At 72.8% G+C, this 21248-nt stretch carries 15 protein-coding genes and 1 tRNA gene; 6 read left to right on the forward strand and 10 right to left on the reverse strand.

All coding sequences use genetic code 11. From position 1 onward, the window contains the following. Positions 1 to 132: 132 nt before the first annotated feature. Complete coding sequence (locus OG710_RS10795; protein ID WP_330239134.1) at positions 133 to 537, forward strand: ATP-binding protein; 405 nt, start codon at positions 133 to 135, stop codon at positions 535 to 537. Between the two features lie 12 nt (positions 538 to 549). Here OG710_RS10795 and OG710_RS10800 read toward each other — a convergent pair whose 3' ends face one another. Beyond that, complete coding sequence (locus tag OG710_RS10800; protein ID WP_330239135.1) at positions 550 to 1872, reverse strand: MFS transporter; 1323 nt, start codon at positions 1870 to 1872, stop codon at positions 550 to 552. Beyond that, complete coding sequence (locus OG710_RS10805) at positions 1869 to 2474, reverse strand: ArsR/SmtB family transcription factor (protein WP_330239136.1); 606 nt, start codon at positions 2472 to 2474, stop codon at positions 1869 to 1871. The genes OG710_RS10800 and OG710_RS10805 overlap by 4 nt, the downstream gene beginning before the upstream one ends. Positions 2475 to 2654: 180 nt before the next feature. Here OG710_RS10805 and OG710_RS10810 point away from each other — a divergent pair, with 180 nt between their 5' ends. After that, positions 2655 to 3833 carry a GDSL-type esterase/lipase family protein gene (locus tag OG710_RS10810; RefSeq protein ID WP_330239137.1) on the forward strand — a complete coding sequence of 393 codons (1179 nt, stop codon included), beginning with the start codon at positions 2655 to 2657 and terminating at the stop codon, positions 3831 to 3833. 100 nt (positions 3834 to 3933) lie between these two features. Here the strand turns inward: OG710_RS10810 and mfd are convergent, their stop codons facing one another. The 4 genes from mfd to OG710_RS10830 all read right to left on the reverse strand — a co-directional run bounded on the left by mfd (position 3934) and on the right by OG710_RS10830 (position 13018). After that, complete coding sequence (mfd, locus tag OG710_RS10815) at positions 3934 to 7464, reverse strand: transcription-repair coupling factor (protein ID WP_330239138.1); 3531 nt, start codon at positions 7462 to 7464, stop codon at positions 3934 to 3936. A 277-nt stretch (positions 7465 to 7741) separates the two neighbouring features. Next, positions 7742 to 10324: an ABC transporter permease gene (locus OG710_RS10820; protein WP_330239139.1), complete on the reverse strand. Its 2583-nt coding sequence runs from the start codon at positions 10322 to 10324 to the stop codon at positions 7742 to 7744. Then, on the reverse strand, positions 10321 to 11109 hold the full coding sequence (locus OG710_RS10825) for an ABC transporter ATP-binding protein (RefSeq protein WP_111330686.1): 789 nt from the start codon (positions 11107 to 11109) through the stop codon (positions 10321 to 10323). Before OG710_RS10825 ends, OG710_RS10820 begins: the two co-directional genes overlap by 4 nt. 379 nt (positions 11110 to 11488) lie before the next feature. After that, positions 11489 to 13018 (reverse strand): MFS transporter, encoded by a 1530-nt coding sequence (locus OG710_RS10830; protein WP_330239140.1) that lies wholly within the window; start codon positions 13016 to 13018, stop codon positions 11489 to 11491. Between the two features lie 156 nt (positions 13019 to 13174). Between OG710_RS10830 and OG710_RS10835 the strand changes: the two genes are divergently transcribed. Then, positions 13175 to 13630, forward strand: coding sequence for a MarR family winged helix-turn-helix transcriptional regulator (locus OG710_RS10835; protein ID WP_330239141.1), 456 nt, complete (start codon positions 13175 to 13177; stop codon positions 13628 to 13630). A 44-nt stretch (positions 13631 to 13674) separates the two neighbouring features. Here OG710_RS10835 and OG710_RS10840 read toward each other — a convergent pair whose 3' ends face one another. From OG710_RS10840 to OG710_RS10850, 3 genes are all read right to left on the reverse strand, one after another. Continuing rightward, positions 13675 to 14568: a cellulose-binding protein gene (locus OG710_RS10840; protein WP_330239142.1), complete on the reverse strand. Its 894-nt coding sequence runs from the start codon at positions 14566 to 14568 to the stop codon at positions 13675 to 13677. 195 nt (positions 14569 to 14763) lie between these two features. After that, the gene (locus OG710_RS10845) at positions 14764 to 17226 is read right to left on the reverse strand and encodes an SUKH-4 family immunity protein (protein WP_330239143.1); all 2463 of its coding nucleotides are present in this window, start codon (positions 17224 to 17226) and stop codon (positions 14764 to 14766) included. A 5-nt stretch (positions 17227 to 17231) separates the two neighbouring features. Beyond that, positions 17232 to 18209 (reverse strand): SMI1/KNR4 family protein, encoded by a 978-nt coding sequence (locus OG710_RS10850; protein ID WP_330239144.1) that lies wholly within the window; start codon positions 18207 to 18209, stop codon positions 17232 to 17234. 300 nt (positions 18210 to 18509) lie between these two features. Here OG710_RS10850 and OG710_RS10855 point away from each other — a divergent pair, with 300 nt between their 5' ends. Both OG710_RS10855 and OG710_RS10860 read left to right on the forward strand, forming a co-directional pair. Next, positions 18510 to 19043: a YwqJ-related putative deaminase gene (locus OG710_RS10855; protein WP_330239145.1), complete on the forward strand. Its 534-nt coding sequence runs from the start codon at positions 18510 to 18512 to the stop codon at positions 19041 to 19043. An 8-nt stretch (positions 19044 to 19051) separates the two neighbouring features. Beyond that, a complete protein-coding gene (locus OG710_RS10860) occupies positions 19052 to 19576 on the forward strand; it encodes an SUKH-3 domain-containing protein (RefSeq protein WP_111330672.1) in 525 nt (174 codons plus the stop codon). A 9-nt stretch (positions 19577 to 19585) separates the two neighbouring features. Here the strand turns inward: OG710_RS10860 and OG710_RS10865 are convergent, their stop codons facing one another. After that, positions 19586 to 20914, reverse strand: coding sequence for a sensor histidine kinase (locus tag OG710_RS10865; RefSeq protein WP_330239146.1), 1329 nt, complete (start codon positions 20912 to 20914; stop codon positions 19586 to 19588). 169 nt (positions 20915 to 21083) lie between these two features. Here OG710_RS10865 and OG710_RS10870 point away from each other — a divergent pair. Beyond that, a tRNA-Gln gene (locus tag OG710_RS10870) sits at positions 21084 to 21155 on the forward strand. The last annotated feature ends 93 nt before the right edge of the window (positions 21156 to 21248 follow it).

Below are 21248 nucleotides of genomic sequence, written 5' to 3' on the forward strand. Positions count from 1 at the left end.
CGACACCCAGCGTGCCTCATCCCCAGACGGGAGGCCCAGTCGCCTCCCCACCAGAGACCACCTTGCCGCCTTTCGCGAATAGCAGTAAGGTCGTCGCCACGTTACAACCCGCAAGCAAGGCGGTGAACCACCGTGTCCCTGGTGCAGCAACGACGCTTCACCCGCAGGCGCACCTCTGTCGGTGCCTCACGCGCGTTCGTTACCGGCGTCCTCGCCGAGTGGCAGCTCCACACCTTGATCGAGGACATAAGGCTGTGCGTCTCGGAACTCGCCACCAACGCATTGCTGCACGGCGTTCCGCCCGGCCGGGAGTTCAGCGTCGTCCTCCACCGGGCCGAGGACCAGGTACGGCTGGAGGTCCGCGACAGCGGACCCGGTCAACCACGCGTCCAGCAGGCCGCTGAAGACGCCTGCTCCGGACGCGGCTTGCACCTCGTCCGGGCACTCGCCGACGACTTCGGAATCGATGACCACGTCGTCGGCAAGACCGTGTGGCTGATCTTCAAGACCGCGCCCGCCACGGCAGCGCTTCCGTGATGCGGCCGCCGCTCACTCCTCGATCGACCGCATCCCGTCCCCCCGGTACGCCACCGCGCCCCCGTCCAGATCCCGTATGCGCGGGATCGGTGACGGCAGGAGCCAGAGCAGGGAGAGGCAGCCGCCCACTGCCGCCACCAGGAGGGTGGGACGCAGGCCGAGGAGGGTGGCCAGGGCACCTCCGGCTACCGCGCCCACCGGGCGTACACCGTAGTTGACCGTGCCGAACGCGCCCGCCACACGGCTGCGCATCCCGTCCGGGATCACCGCCGCCTGGAGGGAGTTGAGGTTGACGTCGAACAGCATGACGCCGAAGCCGGAGAGGAATTCCGCACCGGCCAGCGCGGCCGCGCGGAGCCAGAGCGGCCCATTCGCGGCGGCGGCGAGAGCGATCGGGGCAGGGAAGAGGACCGCGCCCACGAGGATGCCCCGGCCCATGCCCAGGCGGCGGGAGATCGCCGGGGCGCACACCGCGCCGAGCAGGGCCCCGGTCGCGCCGATGCCCAGGGCGAGACCGATCGCACCGGCCGACAGACCGAGGTCGCGCGTCGCGAACAGGACGAGCAGGCCGCTGCCGCCGACGAAGGTGAAGAAGTTGACCGTCGTCGCGCAGCCCAGGGACGCCCGCAGCACCGGGTGGCGCACCACGAACGCCAGGCCCTCGCGGGCGCTGCGCAGCAACGGGGGTGCGGCCGGGCCGGTGGCGGGCGGCTCGTCGACCCGGATACGGCCGATCAGCGCTGCCGACGCCAGGAACGACAGCGCGTCCACCACGATCGCGACGGGCGCGGTCAGCGCCTGGACCAGTGCGCCACCGATCGCGGGGCCGGCCACGTAGGAGGCCGAACGGCTGGTGCTGATCCTGCTGTTGGCGTCCACGTACGACGCCCTCGGCACGAGCCGCACGAAGAACGACGGGTACGCGGTGTTGAACAGCAGCCCGCCCGCGCCCACCAGGACCGCGACCACGTACAGCTGGGTCAGCGTCACCGAGCCCAGGACGTAGGCGACCGGGAGGCTCAGCAGGACCGCCGCGCGCACGATGTCGGCAAGGACCATCAGGCGGCGCTTGCGAGCACGCCGGTCCGCCCACGCGCCCACGAACAATCCGAGGAGGTTGGGCGCCCAGATCAGGGCGGTCAGCCAGGCGACCTGATTGGCGGAGGCGCCGAGAGTGCTGACGGCGATCAGCGGCAGAGCCAGTTCGGTGATCCGGTCACCGAACTGGGAGACGGTGTTCCCCGCCCAGAAGCAGGCGAAGCGCCGGTCCCGCCACAACGACGGTGTCTTCGCCTGCGGGGATATGCCGGAGGGTGCACCGGATTCGGCGGTCATGGGGCCGCCCCCTCGTCTCCCTCACCCTCCGGCAGCGTGTACCGCAGCAACGCCACGCCACGGCTTCCCTCGGGGCGGTCCGCCGCGTCGCGGGTGACGTACGGGGCCAGCACCTGCTCGATCGCGTCCTCGATCGCGGCGAGTTCGTCGGCGTTCACCGTGATCCGGGTGTGGGCCAGGCCTGCGGCGGACCGCCACTGCGGGTCGAGGCCGGGCTCGACCTCCGCAGCCCAACGGGCGGGGAGGCCGGCGGTCCGCAGGAACATCTGGCGCGACAGCTCCCGCGCGGCCGAGCGGCCCTCACCGTCCGCCGGGTCCTGCGGCGAGTCGAAGCGGAAGCCGCGCGCCACCGCCTCCCAGCGGCGACTGCGGCGGTCGGGGCCGGGCGCACTGTCCCGTACCAGCCCGAACGTCGCGAGGTGGCGCAGGTGCCAACTGGTCACCGAGGGGGTCGCTCCTACGTCCGGCGCCAGCTCGGTCGCGGTCGCCGGTCCGTCCCGGCCCAGCCGTTCGAGGATCGCGAGGCGCACAGGGTGCGCCAGGGCGCGCATCGTCTGCGGGTCGGTGATTTCGAGGTCACCCATGCGATTGACGGAGTCCATGACGTGAGAGAGTGCTCTCATATTTTATGAGAGTCAACTCTCATGTCGTGCCGGAGGTGCAGCCGATCCTGACCTCTTCTGTCGTTTTCGGCTCACAACTCCCTTGCTCAACTCATCCATTCGACTGCAAAGGCCGTCCCCTGCCTCACTCCACGCCGCCCTGCTGCCGACAACCAACGCATGATCATTTCTCCCTCACGACGCTCAAAGGCCCTCGCCGCCGCAGCCGCCACCGTGTGTGCGCTCACCGTCTCGGGCGCACTGCCCGCCTCCGCCTCCGCCGCCCTGACCGCGCCGGCCGCCCCCGCCGAGGCGCCCCTGCTGGTGTCCGTGGGTGACAGCTTCATCTCCGGTGAGGCCGGACGCTGGGCAGGCAACAGCAACCGCAGCGCCGACGGTTACTCCGGCACCGACCGGGCCTGGGACCCGGCGACCGATGAGAGCGACCCCTACCGGGTGTACGGGTCGTCCTACGACAGCGGCTGCAACCGCTCCGACGTGGCCGAGGTCCAGTCCGTCACGCTCGACGTCAGCCGCCTCAACCTCGCCTGCTCGGGGGCGACCTCGAAGGCGGTGCTCCTCCCCGAGAACGGCGGCGAGCCGTTCAAGGGCGAGCGCTCGCAGGCCAGGGAGCTGGAGGACGTGGCGATCGGCCGCGAGGTGCGCGCGGTCGTCGTGTCGATCGGCGGCAACGACCTCGGCTTCTCCGACATCATCACCGACTGCGCGACCCAGTTCGTCATCGGCGGCTCAGCGTGCGCACCGGACGCGGCCGAGCAGGTCGCCGAGCGGCTGCCCGACGTGCGGCAGGCGGCCGTGAACACCCTCGCCGACGTGCGGACCGCGCTCGACCGGGCGGGCCACCCGGCCGGCTCGTACCGGCTGATCCTCCAGTCGTACCCCTCCCCGCTCCCGGACGCCGGCCGCATCCGCTACCCCGGCGAGAAGTACGACCGGCTCCAGTCCGGCGGCTGCCCCTTCTACGACAAGGACCTCACCTGGGCGCACGACGAGCTGGTCCCGGAGATCAGTTCGGTCCTGGCGGACGCGGCCGACGAAGGCGGCGCGGAGTTCCTGGACCTGTCCCGGTCGTTCGAGGGCCGCGAAGTGTGCTCGACCAGCACCCGGCACGCCGACGCCACCCACGCCCCCTCCGGTGACACCAGCGAGTGGATCCGCTTCGTGACCTCCGGCTACGGGCAGGGCCAGAAGCAGGAGTCCCTGCACCCCAACAGCTACGGGCAGCAGGCCCTCGGCACCTGCCTGACCCTCCAGTTGCAGCAGCCGTCGGGCGACCGCCGCTGCACCAACACCGCCGGCCAGGGCCCCGCCGCGATGCGGCTGGACTCCATCGGCTGACCCCTTCGCGGAAACGGAAACGGGAACGGGTGCGGAAACGGGAACGGGTGCGGGTGCGGTACGTCGTCGGCGTATCGCACCCGCGTCCGCGCTCAGACCCTCACGACCCCAGGATCGTCGTCAGGAACTCGCCCGTCCACGCCAGCAGTTCGCGGCCCACCACCGGCTTTCCGCCGATCCGCCCCGTCGTCGGGCGCGGGACCAGGATCTGGTGCACCGCCGGCTTGATGACCGTCTTCGGGTAGAGCCGCTTGAGGCGCAGCTCCTGCGACTCGCGCAGTTCGACCGGCGCGAAGCGGATGTTGGACCCCTGGAGCACGATGTCGCCGACGCCGCAGGCGCGGGCCAGCATCCGCAGACCGGCCACGAGCAGCAGGTTCTCGACCGGCTCCGGAAGCTTGCCGTAGCGGTCGGTCAGCTCCTCGCGGACCGCCTTGATGTCCTCCTCCGAGTTCGCCGAGGCGATCGCGCGGTACGCCTGGAGGCGCAGCCGCTCGCCGGGCGCGTAGTCGTGCGGGACGTGCGCGTCCACCGGCAGCTCGATCTTGACCTCCAGCGGCGGCTCCTCCTCCACCCCGCCTTCCAGGGAGGCCCGGTAGTCGGCGACCGCCTCGCCCACCATGCGTACGTACAGGTCGAAGCCGACGCCCGCGATGTGGCCGGACTGTTCGCCGCCGAGCAGGTTGCCCGCGCCGCGGATCTCCAGGTCCTTCATGGCGACGTACATGCCGGCGCCCATCTCGGTGTGCTGGGCGATCGTGGCCAGGCGCTCGTGCGCGGTCTCGGTGAGCGGCTTCTCGGGCGGGTAGAGGAAGTACGCGTACCCCCGGTCGCGGCCCCGGCCGACGCGGCCGCGCAGCTGGTGGAGCTGGGAGAGGCCGAAGTTGTCGCCGCGCTCCACGATGAGCGTGTTGGCGTTGGAGATGTCGATGCCGGACTCGACGATCGTGGTGGAGACCAGCACGTCGAACTTCTTCTCCCAGAAGTCCACGACCACCTGCTCCAGGGCCTGTTCGGACATCTGGCCGTGCGCCGTGGCGATCCGCGCCTCGGGCACGATCTCGCGCAGCCGCGCAGCCGCCCGGTCGATCGACTCGACCCGGTTGTGGATGTAGAACGCCTGGCCCTCGCGCAGCAGTTCACGCCGGATCGCGGCGCCGATCTGCTTCTCCTCGTAGGGGCCGACGAAGGTCAGGACGGGGTGGCGCTCCTCGGGCGGCGTGGTGATGGTGGACATCTCGCGGATGCCGGTGACCGCCATTTCGAGCGTACGGGGGATGGGCGTCGCGGACATGGTGAGCACGTCCACGTTGGCGCGGAGCTTCTTCAGCTGCTCCTTGTGCTCGACGCCGAACCGCTGCTCCTCGTCCACGATGACCAGGCCCAGGTCCTTGAACTTCGTCTCGGACGAGAACAGCCGGTGGGTGCCGATGACCAGGTCGACCGAGCCCTCGCGGAGCCCTTCGAGGGTGGCCTTGGACTCCGTCTCCGTCTGGAAGCGGCTCAGCGCGCGCACATTGACGGGGAACTGGGAGTAGCGCTCGGTGAACGTGCCGTAGTGCTGCTGCACAAGGAGCGTGGTGGGGACGAGGACGGCGACCTGCTTCCCGTCCTGGACCGCCTTGAACGCGGCGCGGACCGCGATCTCCGTCTTGCCGTACCCGACGTCGCCGCAGATCAACCGGTCCATCGGGACCGACTTCTCCATGTCCGACTTGACCTCGGCGATCGTCGTCAGCTGGTCGGGCGTCTCCGCGTACGGGAAGGCGTCCTCCAGCTCGCGCTGCCAGGGCGTGTCCGGGCCGAAGGTGTGGCCGGGGGCCGCCATCCGGGCCGAGTAGAGCTTGATCAGGTCGGCGGCGATCTCCTTGACGGCCTTCTTGGCGCGCGCCTTGGTCTTCGTCCAGTCGGCGCCGCCGAGCCGGTGCAGGGTGGGGGCCTCGCCGCCGACGTACTTGGTGACCTGCTCCAGCTGGTCGGTCGGGATGTACAGCCGGTCGCCGGGCTGGCCGCGCTTGGCGGGCGCGTACTCGACGAGCAGGTACTCGCGGGTGGCGCCCTGCACCGTGCGCTGCACCATCTCGATGTAGCGGCCCACGCCGTGCTGCTCGTGGACGATGTAGTCGCCGGCCTCCAGGGTCAGCGGGTCGATGGTCTTGCGCCGCCGGACGGGCATCCGGCCCAGGTCCTTGGTGGCGGTGCGCTGACCCGTGAGGTCCGTCTCGGTCAGCACGGCGAGTTGGAGGCCGGGGTGGACGAAGCCGTGGTCGATGGCGCCGCAGGAGACGTGCACCACGGACGGGGAGATCTCGCCCAGGTCCGGGTCGAGCCGGGCCGCGATCCCCTCGCCGCCCAGCATCTCGACAGTGCGCGAGGCGAGGCCCTGGCCCTCCGTGACGTACACCGTGCGCCAGCCGTCGGCCAGCCGGCCCTTGGTGTCGGCGAACGCCCGCGCGGTGTCCCCCCGGTACGCCTCCGGGGCCTGCATGCCGAGCGCCAGGGTGTCCCCGTCCGGCTCGGCGTCGGCGGCGAACGGGGAGATCGACCACCACATCATGTCCAGCTCACGGGCCCGCTCGCGCACGTCCGCGATGCCGCGCAGCGAGGCCGCGCCGACGTCGATCGGGGCCTCGCCGCCGCCCGCCGACGCCGCCCAGGACGCCTGCAGGAACTCCTGGCTGGTCGCGACCAGGTCGGCGGCGCGGGTGCGCACCCGCTCGGGGTCGCAGACGACGGCCATCGCGCCCTTGGGCAGCACGTCGAGCAGCAGCTCCATGTCGTCCACGAGGACCGGGGCCAGGGACTCCATGCCCTCGACCGCGATGCCCTCGGCGATCTTGTCGAGGAGTTCGCCCAGCTCGGGGTGGGCCTCGGCGAGCGCGGCGGCCCGCTCCCTGACCTCGTCCGTCAGCAGCAGCTCCCGGCAGGGCGGCGCCCACAGCCCGTGCTCGGCGACCTCCAGGGAGCGCTGGTCGGCGATCTTGAAGTAGCGGATCTCCTCGACGTCGTCGCCCCAGAACTCCACCCGCAGCGGGTGCTCCTCGGTGGGCGGGAAGACGTCCAGGATGCCGCCGCGCACCGCGAACTCGCCGCGCTTCTCGACCAGTTCGACCCGTGCGTACGCGGCTGCCGCCAGCGCCTCCACGGTGGCGCCGAGGTCGGCGCTCTGCCCGGTGCGCAGCGCCACGGGCTCCAGGTCGGCGAGCCCCTTGACCTGCGGCTGGAGCACGGAGCGGATGGGGGCGACGACGACGGACACCGGCCCGGTCTCGGGGTCGTCCGCGCTCGGGTGCGCCAGGCGGCGCAGCACGGCGAGCCGGCGGCCCACGGTGTCGGAGCGGGGCGACAGGCGCTCGTGCGGCAGGGTCTCCCAGGACGGGAACTCCGCGATCGTGTCCGGCGGCAGCATGGTGCGCAGCGCGGCGGCCAGGTCCTCCGCCTCCCGGCCGGTCGCGGTGACCGCGAGGACGGTGCGCCCGGCGTCCCTGGCCAGCGCCGCCACCGCGAAGGGGCGGGCGGCGGGCGGGCCCACCAGGTCGATGTGCATCCGGTGGCCGTCACCGGCGGCCTTCACCGCTTCGTCGAGCGCCGGATCACGTACGACGACATCCAGCAGACCGTTCAGGCTCATGAAGGGGGTTCCGTCCGGGTGGTGAGGGGTGGCCTGACGGCCGGCTGCCGCCAGGGCGCGCTGCACCGGGGGCAACGCGAAGGGCCCGACGCGTGGAACGAGCCGGGGGTTCCAGCGTACGGCCCGGAACCGACAGCCGCGCCCGCGGCGGGGGTCCGCGCACCGTACCGTGCGCGCCCCACCGGCCCCTGTCGCCCCGCGCACCCCACACGCCCCGGCCCCGGCGCGTTCCGGGGAACGTGCCGGGGCCGGGGCCGTCAGGGCGTGACCTTTCTTCTCACCCGTCCGAGGCGATCGCGTTCAGGACGTTCATCCGGCCGGCCCGGAACGCGGGGACCAGGGCGGCGAACAGTCCGACGAAGGCGGAGGCGATGAACACCGTGATGATCGTCGGCCACGGGATGTCCAGGACGCCCAGGCCCTCCAGGGCCAGCAGCTTCTGGGCCGCGGTGCCCCAGCCCATGCCCAGGCCGAGGCCGAGCAGGGCGCCGAACAGGGCGATGACCACGGACTCCAGCCGGATCATGCGGCGCAGCTGGCGGCGGGAGAGACCGATGGCGCGCATCAGGCCGATCTCGCGGGTCCGCTCGACGACCGACAGGGCCAGGGTGTTCACCACACCGAGCACCGCGACGATGATCGCCAGGGCGAGCAGCCCGTACACGACGTTCAGGAGCTGGCCGACCTGGTCCTTCAGGTCCTCCTTGAAGTCGGCCTGGTTCTGCACCTTGTACTGCGGGTACTTCGCGAGCGAGTCCTTGAGCGCCGCGTAGGCCGCGTCCTCCTGGCCGTCCTTCGCCTTGGCGAACATGATCATGTTCTGGGGCATCTTGTCGGCGGGGACGTACCGCTGGGCGGTCTCGGTGCTCATGTACATCGCGCCCTGGTCGAGGGCGGTGTCGTCCGAGGTGATCGCGGCGACCTTGAGCTTCGCCCGCTCGCCGCCCTTGAACGCGACGGTGAGGGTGTCGCCGACCTTGACGCGGTGGGCGGTGGCGAACTCCTCGCCGACCGACATGGCGTCCTTGCCGTACGCGGCGTCCAGGTCGCCGGAGAGGACCTCGCGGCGTACGTCCTGGGCGTAGGTGGGGTCGGCGGCGGTGACGTGCTCGTCGGTCTTCTTGCCGTCCGGGCCGGTCAGCTCGGCGTTGATCACCTTGTAGTGCGTGAGGTGGTCGATGCCGGGCGCGGAGGCCAGGGCCTCGGCGGCCTGCGGGACGATCAGCTGCTCGGGGACGGAGGACTGCACGATGAAGTCCGCGCCGACCGACTTGTCGAGTTCGTCGGTGGCCGAGGCGACCATGGAGGAGCCGACCACGGACAGGCAGGCCACCAGGGCGAGGCCGATCATCAGGGCGGCGCCGGTGGCGCCGGTGCGGCGCGGGTTGCGCAGGGCGTTGCGTTCGGCGAGCCGGCCGACCGGTCCGAAGAACCGCAGCAGTACGGCGCTCAGTGCCCGTACGACGACTCCGGCGAGCAGCGGGCCGATCACGACGAAGCCGACGAGGGTGAACAGGACGCCGAGGCCGAGGAAGGCGGAGCCGTCGCTCGCCTCGTCCACCCGGGTGGTGTACCAGAGGGCGGCCGCGCCGGCGCCGGTCAGGACCAGGCCGAGGCCGGCCCGGACCCAGCCGGACTTGGCGTCCGCCGGGGTGCCGGCGTCGCGCAGGGCGGCCATCGGGGAGACCTTGCCGGCCCGGCGGGCCGGGACGTAGGCGGCGAGGACGGTGACGACGATGCCGAGCACGAGCCCGATGACGGGGGTGGTCCAGGCGATCGTGAGGTCCTCGGTGGACAGCTCCATGCCGACGGCGCCCATGACCTTCATCAGCCCGACGGCGAGCCCGACCCCGGCGCCGACGCCGAGGACGGAGCCGAAGATGCCCAGGAGCACCGCTTCCAGCAGCACCGAGCGGTTGACCTGCTTGCGGCTGGAGCCGATGGCCCGCATCAGGCCGATCTCGCGGGTGCGCTGGGCGACCAGCATGGAGAAGGTGTTGACGATGAGGAAGATGCCGACGAGGAAGGCGATCCCGGCGAAGCCGAGCATGGCGTACTTCATGACGTCGAGGAACGACCCCATGGAGTCCTTGTTGTCGGCGGCCGACTCCTCCTGCGTGCGGATCTTGTACGCGGTGGAGCCGGCGAGCTCCTTGGTCACGTTCTGCTTCAACCGCTCGTCGCTGACGCCGGGTTCGGCGGTGACGGAGATGTGCGAGTAGACGTCGGGGGCGCCGAGGAGGTAGCGCTGGGCGGTGGTGGTGTCGAGGTAGACGATGGCCGCGCCGGGGTTGGTCACCTTGAAGGCGACGATGCCGCTGATCTTCCCCGTGACGTCGCCGGTGGCGGCGATGGTGCGCAGTTCGTCGCCGATCTTGAGATCGTGCTTCTCGGCGGTGTCGGCGTCCACCATGACGTCGGTGGGGCCGCGCGGGGCGTGGCCGGAGGTGATCTCCATGGACCGCAGGTCGTTCTCGGTCCAGTTGGCGGCGATGGTCGGGGCTCCGGTGTCGGAGCCCATGTTCTCGTTCTCGCTGTTGACGACGGTGACGGCCGCGCTGGAGACGCCGCCCTCCGCCTTCTTGACGCCGTCCGCCTTCTCGACGCGGGCGAGGAGGGAGGCGGGCACCGATTCGGGCTTGCCGTTGCCCGGGATGTCGTCGACCTTGGCCTTCTTGGGGCTGACGGTGACGTCGGCGGAGGTGGCGGCGAAGAGCTTGTCGAACGTGGTGTTCATGGTGTCGGTGAACACGAGGGTGCCACTGACGAACGCCACCGACAGCAGGACGGCGACGGCGGAGAGCGCCATGCGTCCCTTGTGCGCGAAGAAGTTGCGCATCGAGGTCTTCCACACGGTCATGAGGTCCGCCCGCGCGCGTCGAAGTCCTTCATGCGGTCCAGCACCTGGTCGGCGGTGGGGTTGAGCATCTCGTCCACGATGCGGCCGTCCGCCAGGTAGAGCACCCGGTCCGCGTAGGAGGCGGCGACCGGGTCGTGGGTGACCATGACGATGGTCTGGCCCAGCTCGTCCACGGACTTGCGCAGGAAGCTCAGGACCTCGGCGCCGGCCCGCGAGTCCAGGTTGCCGGTGGGCTCGTCACCGAAGATGATCTCCGGCTTGGCGGCGAGGGCCCGCGCGACGGCGACGCGCTGCTGCTGGCCGCCGGAGAGTTGCGTGGGGCGGTGCTTGAGCCGGCCGGCGAGGCCCACGGTCTCCACGACCTGGTTGAGCCAGCCGGCGTCGGGCCTGCGGCCCGCGATGTCCATCGGGAGCGTGATGTTCTCCAGCGCGTTGAGCGTCGGGAGCAGGTTGAACGCCTGGAAGATGAACCCGATGCGGTCGCGGCGGAGTTGGGTGAGCTTCTTGTCCTTGAGGCCGGTGATCTCGGTGTCGGCCAGGTGGATGTGACCGGACGTCACGGTGTCGAGGCCGGCCAGGCAGTGCATCAGCGTCGACTTGCCGGAGCCGGACGGGCCCATGATCGCCGTGAACTGCCCGCGGGCGATGTCCACATCGACGTGGTCCAGCGCGACGACCCGCGTCTCGCCGGTCCCGTACGCCTTGACGACCTGCCGCGCCCGCGCAGCCACGGCCGTACGCCCTCCAGTGCCCCCGTGCCTGGGAATGGTTACAGCCGTTGTCACGGTATATCTCCTAAGTCGGTCGGCGACGGATTGTCGCCCTCTGCTGTGAAGTCTGCTGGCAGGAGGGGGTCCGGCGCGCTGGTGCGCAGCGCAGTCTTCGGGTGGGGTTTTCCCCACCCCGCCCCCTGTGGTCCGCCCGTCCCCGGTACGTGGAACACGCTACGGAAGGGGGCCACCGCGCCACGTCCTCCAGCGGGAGGAACGGTCCCTGGCCCGATCTAAGGAGCACCCCCTAGGGGACTGCGCCCCGAGTAGCACCCCCGGCTCAGGGGCTGCACCCAGGGGTCCACACCCCGGGGTGGGCACGGCAACGCCCCCGCCCCGGCGGGGAAGCCGGGACGGGGGCGCGGGAGGGGCGGTGCGGCGGAGCGGCGGCGGCTCAGCTCTTGGCGGTGGCCGCCTCGGTGGCCGCCTCGGTGGCCGCCTCGGTGGCCGCCTCGGTGGCCGCCTCGGTGGCCGCCTCGGTGGCCGCCTCCGGGGTCGCCGGGGCCGGGGAGGTGTCCGGGGTGGCGGTGGTGGTGCGGGTCGCCGGGATGAAGGCGGCGACGGCCACCGCGATCAGGGCGACGCCGCAGCCGACGATCAGGCCCATGCGGAAGCCCGCCTCGGAGGTGAAGGTGTAGCCGCCCGTCTCGGTGGTCAGCTGGGCGAGGACGGCGCCGATGACGGCGGCGCCGACCGAGGTGCCGAGGGCGCGCATGAGGGTGTTGAAGCCGTTGGCCGCGGCGGTCTCGGAGGCCGGGACGGCGCTCATGATGAGGGCCGGCATCGCCCCGTAGGCCAGGCCCACGCCGCCGCTGCTGACCATGAGGAACAGCATCAGGCCCCAGGCGCTGCCCATCAGCAGCAGGCCGAGGCCGTAGGCGGCGGCGATGACCGCGACCCCGCAGATCAGGGTGAACTTGGGGCCGCGGGCGTCGGTGAGCTTCCCGCCCAGCGGGGAGACCAGCATCATCATGATGCCGCCGGGGGCCATCCACAGACCGGCCTGGAGCATCGACTGGCCGAGCCCGTAGCCGGTGGCCTCGGGGAACTGGAGCAGCTGAGGGGCGATCAGCATCCCGGCGTACATGCCGAATCCGACGAACAGCGACGCGATGTTGGTGATCAGCACCCGGGGGCGGGCCGTGGTGCGCAGGTCCACCAGCGGGTCGGTGGTGCGCAGTTCCCAGAAGCCCCAGGCGATGAGCACCACGACGGCGGTGGCGAACAGGCCCATGGTCGTCGTGGAGGTCCAGCCCCAGTCGGCGCCCTTGGAGACGGCGAGCAGCAGGGCGACCAGGCCGACCGCCAGGCCGAGCGCGCCGGGCACGTCGAAGCGCTGCCCCTTGGCGCCGGCCGGGACGTCCGGGATCAGGAACCAGATCAGCGCGCAGATGGCGGCGGCCAGCACGGCCGAGCCCCAGAACAGCACGCGCCAGCTGGCGTACTGGGCGACCGCCGACGCGATCGGCAGGCCGAGCGCGCCGCCGATGCCGAGCGAGGCGCTGACCAGGGCGATGGACGAGCTCATCTTCTCCGGCGGCACCACGTCGCGCAGCAGGGCGATGCCCAGCGGCACCATGCCCATGCCCATGCCCTGGAGCCCGCGCCCGACGATCATCGGGACGACGGTGGAGGAGAGCGCGCAGACCACCGAGCCGACGATCAGCGGCACCGAGCAGGCCAGCAGCATCCGCCGCTTGCCGAGCAGGTCGCCGAGCCGGCCGGAGACCGGCACGCACACCGCGGAGACCAGCAGGGTGACGGTGATGACCCAGGCCGCGTTGGAGGACGTGGTGTCCAGCATCCGGGGCAGTTCCGCGATGAGGGGCGTGACCAGCGTCTGCATGACCGCTGCCACGGTGCCGGCGAGGGCCAGGGTGGCGACGACGCCACCGGTCCTCGCCTGCGGCTGGGGGGCTTCCATGAAGGGGGACTCCTCGGGGGTAGGGGTGGTCCCGCCTGCCGGGACAGCGACGTGCATCGTACATGCTCAATGTGTCATACACATCATGTGTCTCATGCACACTGCATGCGAGAATGAACCGCCGTCCCCACGCAGCAGAAGCAGGAGGCCGCAGACATGCCCAGGCCCACGGAAGAGGTGGAGTACGAGCAGATGCTGCTCGGCCGCCACAGCCTCGCCGACCACCGCGGCGGACGCCACAAGTACGCCCTCCTGGACCGCAGCGCCTACATCCTGCTGAGCCGGCTCCGCGTCCAGGGCCCCATGTCCAACGGCGAACTGAGCGACGCCTTCGGCCTCGACGCCTCCACCCTCAACCGGCAGACCGCCGCCGTGACCCGCGCCGGGCTCGCCGAACGCATCCCCGACCCGGACGGCGGCATGGCCCGCAAGTTCCGCATCACCGACGAGGGCGCCCAACTCCTGGACGCGGAACGCGAACGCGTCGTGCGCTCCCTGGACCAGGTCATGCACGACTGGCCGGACGACGACATCGCCGCCTTCGCCGGCTACCTCAAACGCTTCAACAGCAGCATCGAACAGCTCTCCCGGCGCCCCTGGCCCCGCCCCTGAGAAGCCCCCGAGAGCCCTCCGCGCGCCCCCCGGGGGAAAGCCGGTCAGTCCCGCGCCGGGGCCACCCGCCCGGTCAGCGCCGCGAGCGAACTGCGTACGTGCGCCATGTGCGCCTGGACCTCCTCGCGGCCCTCCTCGTGCTCCCGCAGTATCCGCTCGGTCTCGCGCACCACCCGCTCCTCGCGCACCCGCGCACGGGAGAGCAGCTCCGCCGCGCGCGCCTCGGCGTCCTCCCGGCCGTGCCGCGCGGCCTCCTCCGCCTCGGCCCGGACCCGCCGCGCCGCCGCCAGGTCCTCCTCCGCCCGCTCCAGCAGCGCGGCATGCTCGGCCGCCTGCGCCGCCTCCGCGTCCGCCAGCTCCCGCTCGGCCGCCTTCCACCGCTCGGCGTGCTCCTGCTCCTGGTGCGCCAGCACACTCGCGGTACGGGTGCGCGTCGCCTCCACCGCGGACGCCGCCTCCTCGCGCAGCCGCGCCGCCTCGGAACGCGCCGCCTCCAGCACCTCACCGGCCGCCGCCTCGGCGACCCCGACCACCTCGTCGGCCCGGCCCACCGCCGCCGCCCGCACCGCATCCGCGTCCGCCCGCGCCGCGTCCCGCAGGGCCAGCGCCGCCGCGTCCGCCTCGTCCCCCAGAGCCTGCGCCTCCTCGCGCGCGGCCGCCACGAGCGCCCCCGCCTCCTCGGCGGCCAGCGCGAGAATCCGCTGCGCCCGCTCCCCCAGCGACGCGTAGTCCTGGGGCTCCAGCCGCGCCACGACCTCGTCCAGCCGGGCGGACTCCGCCGCCAGCAGCTCCGCCCGCTCCATGAGCGCGGCCACCCGCGCCGCGGCCTCGTCCCGCTCGGCGGTGAGCGCCGCGACCGCGCGGTCCACCTGCTCCGGCCGGTAGCCACGCCCTCGTACACCGACGAACCCGTACGCGGACCCCGGTGCAGAACTCATCCCTGACGCCTCTTTCCGATCATCCCGAATCCGACACCCGCGCGGCGAGCGATACGTCAAGGATGCGGCAATTGGTGGGGGAGTCGGAATCGATGCGGCGCTTTCCGGACGGAAGCGACCGGCATCACACCCGGCGAAAGGCGTGGTGCCCGGCCCCTCGCAGGGTCCGGGCACCACGCCTCGCGTACGGAACGGTCAGATCAGCCCGTCCCACATCTGTTCCAGCAGCACCGACCACCAGCTCTCCGGCGACGCCAGCGCCGCCGCGTCCAGCGCCACCAGCTGCGCCTGGAAATCCACCGTCCAGCGGCCCGCCTGCTCCGGGTTCAGCCCGTACCGCAGCCGCCACATCCGGCCCAGCAGCGCCATGCAGCGCACGAACTCCGGCAGCCCCGTGTTCACGAACTGCGGCGGCACCGGCGCACCGCCCGGACCCGACTCCACCGGCACCGCCACGATGTGCGCGGTCCCGTACTGGACACAGATCGCCCGGCCGAAGTCCGAACCCATCACCAGGTACGACCCGGCGTCCGAGGCCGGCTGCACCTGCCGCTGCGCGGCCAGCTCCGCCAGCGTCGGCACCACCGGCTGACCCGGCTGCGCCCAGAAGAACGGCCCGAAGTCGGCGGGCAGCCCCGCCCACACCAGCGTCCGCGCCACGATCTCCGGCACGCCCTGACGGGACACCGCCCGCTGGTCGAAGCGGAGCACACCCTGCGGACCGAAGGTCTGCAGCATCTCCTCCGCCAGCGCCTCCGGCGGGACCGGCGGCGCCGGCTGCATCTGCGGCAGCGGGGCACGCACCGGCGCCGGCCGCGCGGGACCGTCCGCCACCTGGTGCAACTCGCCCTGATGCGTGAGCAGATGCTGCATGCCCTGCTGCCGGCTGGCGTGGTCCGTGCCGTACGGGGCGACGGAGGTGATCCGCACCTGCGGCCAGGTCTCCCGGATCATCCGGGCGCAGTAGCCGCCGGGCAGCTCACAGGACTCCAGCTCCGTGTGCAGCTCGATCACCTGCTGCGGCGGAACGTTCATCGCCCGCAGCTCGTGCAGCATCTGCCACTCCGGATGCGGGGTGCCCGGCGCCGAGCGGCGGATCAGCTGCTGCTCACTGCCGTCCGGCGCCCGGAAGCGCAGCACCGCCTGGTAGCCCGGACCCACGGTCGGCTGACCGGGGGGCGCCTGCGGATAGCCGTACGCCGGCGGCGGAGCCTGCCCCGGTACGCCCATCGGCGGGCCGGGCGGCTGCGGCGCGCCCGGACCGACCTGGCCCGGACCGGCGAGCATCGTCGCCGCGTGGTGCACCCCGCCGGGGCCGGGCGGCGGCGTCGCACCCGGCGGCGGGGGCGGCGGCTGCTGCCCGGCGGGCGCGCCGGGAGCACCGGGCGGGCCGGGCGGCTGCGGGGCGTGCGGGCCGGCCGCCTGGGGGTCGGCGAACATCGTGGCGGCCTGGTGCACCCCGCCACCGGGCGGCGGCGTCGGCGGACCGGGCGGCTGCGGGGCACCGGGCGGGCCCAGCTGCGAGACGAGCTGCGTCGGCACATAGCCGCCCGCCGGGGCGCCGGGCGCACCCGGCCCCGAGGGCGGCGGCGGCACCGGAGCACCCGGCCGGGCACCCGGAACACCGGGGGCACCGGGCGGCGGAGGCGTCCCGCCCCGCGGGGAGCGCGGCGGGACGGCCGCCTTGCTCGTCGCGGCGTCGGCGATGTCCCCCGCGCCACCGGGCGGCGGGGTGGGCCGGCCGGGAACCCCCGGCGCGGGCGGCGGACCGGGCACACCGGGAACGGGCGGGCCCGGCACCGCGGTACCGGGAACGGGCGGTCCGGGCACGGCCGTACCGGGCACCGGCGGACCCGGCACCGGCGGGGCGGAGTTCGCCGGGTGGCCGCCCAGGCTCGGCGCGATCGCGGTCTTCGGCAACTGGCTGCCACCCGACATCAGCGCCGTGGGAGCGTCCGCCGGCACGACCGGGGGCAGCTCCTCCTCGTCATCGGCGCCGGAGAGCGGCGGCGCGAACACGGTCGCCGGCAGCGCCACCTCCGCGTCGTCCGCGCCGGCGCCGGTGTTCGTGTCGGTCCCGGCCCAGGGCGTGGCGCCCACGGGCGGCTGGAGCGAGGACGCCGGCACACCGTCCGACGCGGTCGGCTCGTACGCCACGGACCCGCCCTGCGAAGGCGTCGGGGACGACGGGACCGGGGACGACGGGATCGGAGCCGGCGGCGGAAAGGACGACGGGGCGGCCGGGGCGGGCGGCGGGGTGTCGTCCCGCTCGGCACGCCGGTCCGGGATGCCCAGCTTGTCCGCCGCCTCCTGCAACCACTCCGGCGGGCTCAGCAGGAACGACGTCTGATTCAGGTCCACCCGCTCGGGCGGCGCCGGAGCGTCCGGCTCGACGTCCTGCGAGCCGTACTCCTCCTCGTACCGGCGGATCACCTCACCCACCGGCAGTCCGGGCCACAGCGTCGCCTCACCGCTGTCCCGCGCGATCACCAGCCGCTGACGGCCGCCGTCCGACACCGGCCCGTCCGGACGGTCCTCGGCCCACACCACGAATCCGAGTTCGAATTCACGGACCCGCACCTCGCGGTGCTGATACGCAGGAACGTCACCGTTCACCCATTCGTCCGCGCGCTCCTGCGCCTGTGCGAAGGTCACCATCGCGCTCACCCCTCCACCGGGACGACGTGCGCGAAGCCGCCGTCCACCATCAGGTTCGCCACCGTCTCCAGCTCCGGCGGGTTGCCCGCGAGCCGCTGGAGGAACGCGTCGAAGTCCTCACCGCACGGCAGCAGCAGCCGGTCCACCCGGTCCTGCACCGTCCAGCCGTCCCGGTCGCGCGCGTCGTCGTAGGCGCAGAACCACACCGAGCCCAGACCCTCGCCCCGCACCTTCACCGCGAGAATGCCGCCCTGCACGAAGGCCACACCGAGGTAGTCCTTCGTCAGATGGTCGCGCAGGCACTTGTTCACGTACACCAGGTCGTTCACGGCGGCCTCCTCGCGCACCGTGAAGAACGGCTGGTCGATCAGCAGCCCCAGCTCCGCGTCCAGCGCCGTACCCACCGGAGCCGCGCCACCGGCCGCCTTGAGGAACGAGCGGTACGCACCCGGCAGCCGGTAGCCGAGGTCCTCCTCGACGCCCAGGATCTGCTGCTCGCTCACCGCGACCGACCCCTTGGGCAGCCGGAAGTGCGCGGGCCGGGTCTCCTGGAGCGGGCGCGTACCCCGCTTGTCCAGGTCCACCTCGGTCGACGCCAGCCCCGCGTGGTGGCGCAGCAGCGCCTTCACCTCGACCGGAACCAGCTCCATCCGCCGGCCGCCCGGCACGTGGTGCCAGGTCCAGCCGTGCGGGGTCGCCACCGGCGGGATCGTGTCCCACAGCTCGTGGCCGGCCTCCGCCATCGCCGCGTTCGCCGACACGTAGTCCGTCAGCCGCAGCTCGTCCACGCCGAAACCCTGCGGAGGCTCCGCGATCTCCGCCGCCGCCCGCGCGTACGGCGAGAAGTCCGGGCAGCCGTTCTCGTCCATCCGCACCCCTCTGGGGTGGCGCGAGGCCCGGACCGGGTCCGGGAAGTGCACGAGCTGCCCGGCATAGGCCGCGTTCGGTGGCGCGGCTTCCTGCCCGAGCCGACCTGTCGTCATGGCGGTTGCCCCCTGCTGCGTCCGGCTGATGAGGACCGACCCAGGGGGTCGTCCAGGCACAGCCTAAGCGGTGACCCCCGTACGGGAACCGGCCCCGCCGCCTCCGGACCACTTCCGTCACCAACCGTCACAACGGTGTGACGGACGAGCGACGGGAAGGCCACCGAATCGCGACACGCGACCACGTTTCACCGACCCAGCTTTCACAGGACCCGACACATTTGGCAGGCTGTCACCCGCATACACGGGGGCGTGCACATTCTGCAGCGGCCGCTGCGGGCACGGGAGGGACACAGCACCATGCACACCGCACACTCTGCACAGACCGTCACCACCGGGGACCCACGACTCAGCTGGAGCAGCACCGATCAGGGCCTCGCCCCCCGGCTCGGCCAGCGCCGCGACGGCATCCTGCCCGCCGTCGCCGCCGCCCTGTCCGTACGCGGCGAGACCCTCACCTGCACCGCGGGCAAGGGCGACCAGCCACCCGTCCTGCACCACCTCGTACAGGACTTCCTCGACACCCTCCCCAGCGCGCAGCGCGAACGGTTCACCGGCCGCTGCCCCGAAGCCATACTGCTCTCCCGCCACCTCACCGCCACCGAGGCCGGACGCTCCAAGCGGGCCCAGCGCAAGCCCCTCACCAACGGGGAGGCGCGCCGCGCCCTCAAGCACTCCCGGCTCACCGCGCGCCGCATCCGCGAGGACGGCGACCCGCTGCACGGCAGCTACGCGGCACCCTGCCGCTCCTGCGCCGTGATGCTGGCCCACTTCGGCGTCCGCCCCGTGGACATCACCACGACCGGCGCGGCCACCACCGCAGAGAAGGGCTGACCGCGCCCATGCACGACCGCACCGACCTGCCCGCGCAGTCCGGCCCTGAGCGGCCGGCCGCCCCCCGCTTCCCGGCCGCCGTGGACACCGCCCTGCGGGCCGCCGGCTGGCAGCCCGGCCGCTGGGACATCCGCCAGGCCGAGGAGTGGGCCGACGCGCTGCGCTCGTACGCCTCACCCGCCGGGCACCGGCACGCCGTCTTCCCGGCCGCCGTCGAGGCGTGGGCCGAGTTCGGCGGGCTGCGCGTCACCGCCACCGCGCCCGGCCGCCAGATCGCGCCGCCGGCCGTCCGCATCGACCCACTGAGCGGACTGCACCTGGCCCGCACCCTCGGCGACCTGGGCCGGGCGCTGGACACGGAGGTGGCGCCGCTCGGCGAGGAGGGGGAGGGCCAGGCGGTCTTGGCGATCGATCTGACCGGGCGGGTGTACTCCATCGACCACACCGGCGACTGGTATCTGGGCCGGGACATCGACACGGCCCTCGCGACGCTGGTCACGGGGCTCCAGCCGGAGCGGCTGGTCTCGGGCTAGTCCCCTGCCCTAGGCGGACGCCGCGGTGGCGCCGTCGGCGCCGGTGCCCTCGTCCGGCAGGACCGCCGAGACGCGGAAGCCGCCCTTGTCCGTGGGGCCCGAGACGAACACGCCGCCCAGGCCCAGCACCCGTTCGCGCATGCCGACCAGGCCGTTGCCCCCGCTGGGCAGCCCCGCGTCCGCCGTCGCCGCGTCGGACGGGCCGTTCTCCACCTGCATCGCGACCTCGGCGTCCCGGTGCGCCAGCCGCACCCACGTCCTCGCGCCGGCCGCGTGCTTGTGGACGTTGGTGAGGGCCTCCTGCACCACCCGGTACGCCGTCTGCTCGACCTCGGGCGCGTACGCCCGCGCGTCGCCCTCCACCGACAGCTCCACGGTCATCCCGGCGGCCCGCGACTGCCCGACCAGCGCCTCCACCTCGTCCAGGCGCGGCCCGTCCTCCGCCGCCGCCTGCGCCGCCCGGCCGACCGCGGCCAGCGGCACCTTGTCCACGCGGGTCATCATCGGGTCGCCGGTCCGCAGCACGCCCAGCATCTCGCGCAGCTCGGTGAGCGCCTGGCGGCCCATGTCGCCGACCAGCGCCGCGTTGCGCACGGCCTTGGCGGGGTCCTTGGGCGCCACCGCCTGGAGCGCCGCCGCGTGCACCACCATCAGGCTCACCCGGTGGGCCACCACGTCGTGCATCTCGCGGGCGATCCGGGTGCGTTCCTCGGTGCGGGCCCACTCGGCGCGCTCCTCGGCCCGGTCGGCGAGCAGTGACAGCTCCCGCTCCAGCGAGTCGGCCCGCTCCCGCAGGCTCTCCATCAGCCGGCGCCTGGCCCCTATGTACAGGCCGAACAGCACGGGCGGGGCGGTCAGCCCGACGGCCATGAAGAGGGACAGCATCGGCACGTACCAGTCGCCGGGCCCGAAGTCCGCGTTCTCGTCGACGCCCTGGCGCAGCCGTACGTAGGTCACGATGAACGTCCCCACCAGGGACATGCTCATCAGCACGGCGGTGATCCGCCGGGGCACCTCGGACGCGGCCAGCGTGTAGAGCCCCACCAGGCCCATCAGGAAGCCCATCTCGGCGGGGGTCGTCGCGATCGAGACCAGCACCACCGCGATCGGCCAGCGCCGCCGCACCAGCAGCACGGCCCCGGCGAGCAGCCCGAACACCACCCCCAGGGGCACGGGCAGCCCCGCGTCCCCCGCGAACGCCACCCCTTCGAGTCCGCATTCCAGCGCCGACACCAGCGCCAGTCCCCCGTCGAGCGCGACACTCCGTCGCCGTTCCCACCACCAGTAGCCACGGGTGGTCGAACCCGCCGCTTCCCGGTCTGCCCCCGTTGCGGTCATGGCATCCAGCCTACGGGCGCCCGCATCCCATTTACGGAGTACCCGTCCAGCACGTCCCGCCGCCGGTTCCGGCGATCCGCATCCTCGTCGCGTACAAGGGGCTTGGTACGGCATAGTGTTGGGTGCCGATCGGGCAGACCGGAGCAATGTCCGGTATGAACCGATTCAGTCCCCCGTGGTGTAATTGGCAGCACTGTGGCTTTTGGTGCCATCTGTCCGGGTTCGAGTCCTGGCGGGGGAGCTTTCCTGTGCGGGCCCCGACCACTGCGGTCGGGGCCCGCGCCCATGTCCGGGGACGGGCCCCCCGGTATCCTGCAGATGTCCACCACCCGAA

Origin of the sequence: Streptomyces sp. NBC_00525, from assembly GCF_036346595.1 — a bacterium.
Classification (GTDB): Bacteria; Actinomycetota; Actinomycetes; order Streptomycetales; family Streptomycetaceae; genus Streptomyces.